General features: G+C 67.9%; 4 protein-coding genes. 1 reads left to right on the top strand and 3 read right to left on the bottom strand.

Annotated elements, in window-relative coordinates; genetic code table 11:
- Positions 1 to 83: 83 nt before the first annotated feature.
- From ACFV2X_RS55230 to ACFV2X_RS55220, 3 genes are all read right to left on the bottom strand, one after another.
- Positions 84 to 659, bottom strand: a complete 576-nt coding sequence (locus tag ACFV2X_RS55230) for a TerD family protein (RefSeq protein WP_089506474.1) — start codon at positions 657 to 659, stop codon at positions 84 to 86.
- Positions 660 to 841: 182 nt separating this feature from the next.
- Positions 842 to 1,300 carry a peroxiredoxin gene (locus ACFV2X_RS55225; protein ID WP_385631820.1) on the bottom strand — a complete coding sequence of 153 codons (459 nt, stop codon included), beginning with the start codon at positions 1,298 to 1,300 and terminating at the stop codon, positions 842 to 844.
- A 125-nt stretch (positions 1,301 to 1,425) separates the two neighbouring features.
- Positions 1,426 to 1,863, bottom strand: coding sequence for a DUF3052 domain-containing protein (locus ACFV2X_RS55220; protein ID WP_014180045.1), 438 nt, complete (start codon positions 1,861 to 1,863; stop codon positions 1,426 to 1,428).
- 502 nt (positions 1,864 to 2,365) lie between these two features.
- Here ACFV2X_RS55220 and aceE point away from each other — a divergent pair.
- Complete coding sequence (aceE, locus tag ACFV2X_RS55215) at positions 2,366 to 5,098, top strand: pyruvate dehydrogenase (acetyl-transferring), homodimeric type (RefSeq protein ID WP_385631817.1); 2,733 nt, start codon at positions 2,366 to 2,368, stop codon at positions 5,096 to 5,098.
- The last annotated feature ends 158 nt before the right edge of the window (positions 5,099 to 5,256 follow it).

Genomic DNA, 5,256 nt, shown 5'->3' with positions numbered 1-5,256 from the left:
GGTGTGCAGGGACGCGGCGCCGGACGCGCGGGCCGTACGGTGCGTACGCGGAACGTACATACGCGGGTGGTGCTACGGGCGTATCAGACGTTGACGCCGAAGTCCTGTGCGATGCCGCGCAGCCCGGAGGCGTACCCCTGGCCGATCGCCCGGAACTTCCACTCCGCCCCGTGCCGGTACAGCTCGCCGAAGACCATGGCGGTCTCGGTCGAGGCGTCCTCGGTCAGGTCGTAGCGGGCGAGCTCGTTGCCGTCGGCCTGGTTGACCACGCGGATGAACGCGTTCCGAACCTGGCCGAAGCTCTGCTGGCGGGTCTCGGCGTCGTAGATCGACACCGGGAAGACGATCTTGGCGACATCGGCCGGCACGCCGACCAGGTTCACCTTGATCTGCTCGTCGTCGCCCTCGCCCTCACCGGTGAGGTTGTCACCGGTGTGCTCGACCGAGCCGTCGGGGCTCTTCAGGTTGTTGAAGAAGACGAAGTTCTGGTCGCCGGAGACCTTGCCTTCGGCGTTGGTCAGCAGGGCGCTGGCGTCGAGGTCGAAGTCAGTGCCCGTGGTGGTGCGGACGTCCCAGCCCAGACCCACGGTGATGGCGGTCAGGTTAGGGGCTTCCTTGGTCAGCGAGACGTTGCCGCCCTTGCTGAGGCTGACTCCCACGAGTCCTCCTAAAAAAGGTTCGTCAGGAGCACGGTGTGCCCCTTCATTGCTATGCCGGGTGCCGGGGGCGCCGCCAGGCGCGGCCTGGGGCGCCCAGGGATCCCATCAGGATCAACGCGTCGATCCTAGTGAGCGGTTCCCCCTCGTCACAGGGTTTCCGTCGTCACCAGGATTCCGGGGCCTTACAGGGTTTCCAGGGCCTTGACGTATTCGTTGAGGTCCCGGGCGTCGGGGAGGCCGTTGACGACGGTCCAGCGGACCACGCCCTCCTTGTCGATCACGAAGGTGCCGCGCACCGCGCACCCCTTCTCCTCGTCGAAGACGCCGTACGCCCGACTGGCCTCGCCGTGCGGCCAGAAGTCCGACAGCAGGGGGTACTCAAGCCCCTCCTGCTCGGCGAACACGCGCAGCGTGAAGGGCGAGTCGTTGGAGACGGCGAGCAGCTGCACCTCGTCGTTGACGAACTTGGGCAGCTCATCGCGCAGGGCGCACAGCTCGCCGGTGCACACGCCGGTGAAGGCGAACGGGTAGAAGAGGAGGACGACGTTCTTCTCACCCTGGAAGTCGGAGAGCCGGACCGACTCCCCGTGCTGGTTCTTCAGCTCGAAATCGGGGGCCTTCGCGCCGACCTCTATCGCCATGGGTGGCATCCCTTCGCTGGTAGCTGATGTGCTGGTTGGCTGGTTTGGCTGGGGTCACCCTACGCGCAGAGCCCCCCTCCGAAGGTTACGGAGGGGGGCTCTCAGCGGGGTGTCGCGGTGTCGGCTCAGCGCTTCGACTTCGCGGCTTTCGGGGTGACCAGACGGCTGCCCGTCCAGTCCTTGCCCGCATTGAAGCTCTTGGTCTGGGACAGGCCGGCGGTGGTCGCGGCCTCGTTGATGTCGCTCGGCTCGACATAGCCGTCACGGCCGGTCTTGGGGGTCAGCAGCCAGACCGGCGCGCCGTCGTCGATCATCTGGATGGCGTCCACCAGCGCGTCCGTCAGGTCGCCGTCGTCCTCACGGAACCACAGCACGACGGCGTCGGCCACGTCCTCGTAGTCCTCGTCGACAAGCTCCTGGCCGGTGATCTCCTCGATGGCCTCGCGGAGCTCCTGGTCGACATCGTCGTCGTAGCCGATCTCCTGGACCACCTGATCGGGCTGGAAACCCAGCCTCACGGCAGGGTTGGTCCGCTCCTCCGCGTGGTCCGCGGTCGCGCTCACGGATTGCCTCCTGTCATCTTGCGTTCATTCTTCAAGTCGTTGTGCGCCACGCGCGTGCGCGGGGCATGGGGCGTAGTCCACACGGGCCGGGCGGATCGCGCAAGTACCTGGCCAGCGATCCCGCCCAAACGTGGGGGGTCCGCCCATACGGCGTTCAACGGAGCATTGGGGGAGTGTCGCCGCAACTCCCATCATGGACGAACAGCCACGAGTGAGTCACATCACTCCAAAATGTCCCGTTTGAACACGCGTACCGACACGATACGCCGGGTAGGCCCCCCAGGGCCGAACGGGCGTACGCGTACCCCGTGCGGGGTGAGCGTATGGTTGCGGTTTGGCCGTCGCACCCCGACGCCCACGCAGCGCCAGTCTCACCACGTGATGGTTACCACCCGGTAGAGGTGACGTATCCCCTACGCGAGGTACACGATGGAGATCGGCGCGACCCAGCAGAGCACGAATCCATTGCGTGCACAGCACGACCGAAAAGCGAAGGAATAGCGTGGCTTCCGGATCCGATCGCAACCCGATCATCATTGGCGGCCTTCCCAGCCAGGTCCCGGACTTCGATCCCGAAGAGACCCAGGAGTGGCTCGACTCGCTCGACGCAGCTGTCGATGAGCGAGGCCGGGAACGTGCCCGCTACCTCATGCTCCGCCTGATCGAGCGCGCCCGCGAGAAGCGCGTCGCGGTGCCCGAGATGCGCAGCACCGACTACGTCAACACCATCGCCACCAAGGACGAGCCGTTCTTCCCCGGCAACGAGGAGATCGAGCGCAAGATCCTGAACGCGACCCGCTGGAACGCGGCGGTGATGGTCTCGCGCGCCCAGCGCCCGGGCATCGGCGTCGGCGGCCACATCGCCACCTTCGCCTCCTCCGCCTCGCTCTACGACGTGGGCTTCAACCACTTCTTCCGCGGCAAGGACCGGGGCGACGGCGGCGACCAGATCTTCTTCCAGGGCCACGCCTCCCCCGGTATCTACGCCCGCGCCTTCCTCCTGGACCGGCTGGACGAGGCGAACCTGGACGCCTTCCGGCAGGAGAAGTCGAAGGCCTCCCACGGTCTGTCCAGCTACCCGCACCCGCGGTCGATGCCGGACTTCTGGGAGTTCCCGACGGTCTCCATGGGCCTCGGCCCGCTCGGGGCGATCTACCAGGCGCGGATGAACCGCTATATGGAGGCGCGCGGCATCGCCGACACCTCCAAGTCGCATGTCTGGGCGTTCCTGGGCGACGGCGAGATGGACGAGCCGGAGTCGCTGGGCCAGCTCTCCCTCGCCGCCCGTGAGGGCCTGGACAACCTGACCTTCGTCGTCAACTGCAACCTGCAGCGCCTCGACGGCCCGGTGCGCGGCAACGGCAAGATCATTCAGGAGCTGGAGTCGCAGTTCCGCGGCGCCGGCTGGAACGTGATCAAGCTGGTGTGGGACCGCACCTGGGACCCCCTGCTCGCGCAGGACCGCGACGGCCTGCTGGTCAACCGGCTGAACACCACGCCCGACGGCCAGTTCCAGACGTACGCGACCGAGACCGGCGCCTACATCCGCGAGCACTTCTTCGGCGACGACCAGCGGCTGCGCAAGATGGTCGAGCACATGACCGACGACCAGATCCTGCACCTGGGCCGCGGCGGTCACGACCACAAGAAGATCTACGCGGCGTACGCGGCGGCCAAGGCCCACAAGGGCCAGCCGACGGTGATCCTGGCCCAGACGGTCAAGGGCTGGACGCTCGGCCCGAACTTCGAGGGCCGCAACGCGACCCACCAGATGAAGAAGCTGACGGTCGACGACCTCAAGCGCTTCCGCGACCGGCTGCACCTGCCGATCCCCGACCAGGAGCTGGAGTCCGGCCTGCCGCCGTACTACCACCCGGGCCGGGACTCGGAGGAGATCCAGTACATGCACGACCGGCGCAAGTCGCTGGACGGGTATGTTCCGACCCGCGTGGTGCGCGCCAAGCCGCTGCAGCTGCCGGGCGACAAGACGTACGCGACGACCAAGAAGGGCTCCGGTCAGCAGCAGATCGCCACCACCATGGCGTTCGTACGGCTGCTGAAGGACCTGATGCGGGACAAGGAGATCGGCAAGCGGTTCGTGCCGATCGCGCCCGACGAGTACCGCACCTTCGGCATGGACTCGCTCTTCCCCTCGGCGAAGATCTACTCCCCGCTGGGCCAGACCTACGAGTCGGTCGACCGCGAGCTGCTGCTGGCCTACAAGGAGACGCCGACCGGGCAGATGCTGCACGACGGCATCTCCGAGGCGGGCTGTACGGCCTCGCTGATCGCTGCGGGCTCGGCGTACGCCACGCACGGCGAGCCGCTGATCCCGGTCTACGTCTTCTACTCGATGTTCGGCTTCCAGCGCACGGGCGACCAGTTCTGGCAGATGGCCGACCAGCTCGCGCGCGGCTTCGTACTGGGCGCGACCGCCGGCCGTACGACCCTGACCGGTGAGGGTCTGCAGCACGCGGACGGCCACTCGCAGCTGCTGGCCTCGACCAACCCGGCGGTCGTCGCGTACGACCCGGCGTTCGGCTTCGAGATCGCGCATATCGTGCAGGACGGTCTGCGCCGGATGTACGGCGAGGACAGCGAGGACGTCTTCTACTACCTCACCGTCTACAACGAGCCGATCCGGCACCCGGCCGAGCCCGCCGACGTGGACCGCGAGGGCATCCTCAAGGGCCTGTACCGCTTCAAGGAGGGCGAGAAGGGCGCCATCCCGGCGCAGATCCTCGCCTCGGGCGTGGCGGTGCCGTGGGCGATCGAGGCGCAGCGCATCCTGGCCGACGAGTGGGATGTGAAGGCCGATGTGTGGTCGGCGACCTCCTGGAACGAGCTGCGGCGCGACGCCGTCGAGGCGGAGGAGCACAACCTGCTCCACCCGGAGGAGGAGCAGCGCGTTCCGTATGTGACGCGGAAGCTGGCGAACGCGGAGGGGCCGAAGGTGGCCGTCTCCGACTGGATGCGGGCCGTTCCGGACCAGATCGCACGCTGGGTGCCGGGCAGCTACCAGTCGCTGGGCGCCGACGGCTTCGGCTTCGCCGACACCCGCGGGGCGGCGCGCCGCTTCTTCCACATCGACGCGCAGTCGGTCGTCCTGGCGGTGCTCACCGAGCTCGCCAAGGAGGGCCGGATCGACCGCTCGGTGCTCAAGCAGGCGATCGACCGCTACCAGCTGCTCGACGTGGCCGCCGCCGACCCGGGCGCGGCCGGGGGCGACGCGTAGCCTCCCCTCTCCGGGGCTCCGCCGCGGACCCCGGTCAGCAAAACGCCGGGCGGGCTGGATCTCGTGTGAGATCCAGCCCGCCCGGCGTTTTCCGGCTCGGCCGGCGTTTGCGATTGGCAGCACTGCAGGCAGGGGCCGCGAGGGACCAGCCCCTGCCC

Source organism: Streptomyces sp. NPDC059679 (genome assembly GCF_042734105.1).
Classification (GTDB): domain Bacteria; phylum Actinomycetota; class Actinomycetes; order Streptomycetales; family Streptomycetaceae; genus Streptomyces.
This window is presented reverse-complemented; position numbering and strand designations above follow the sequence as displayed.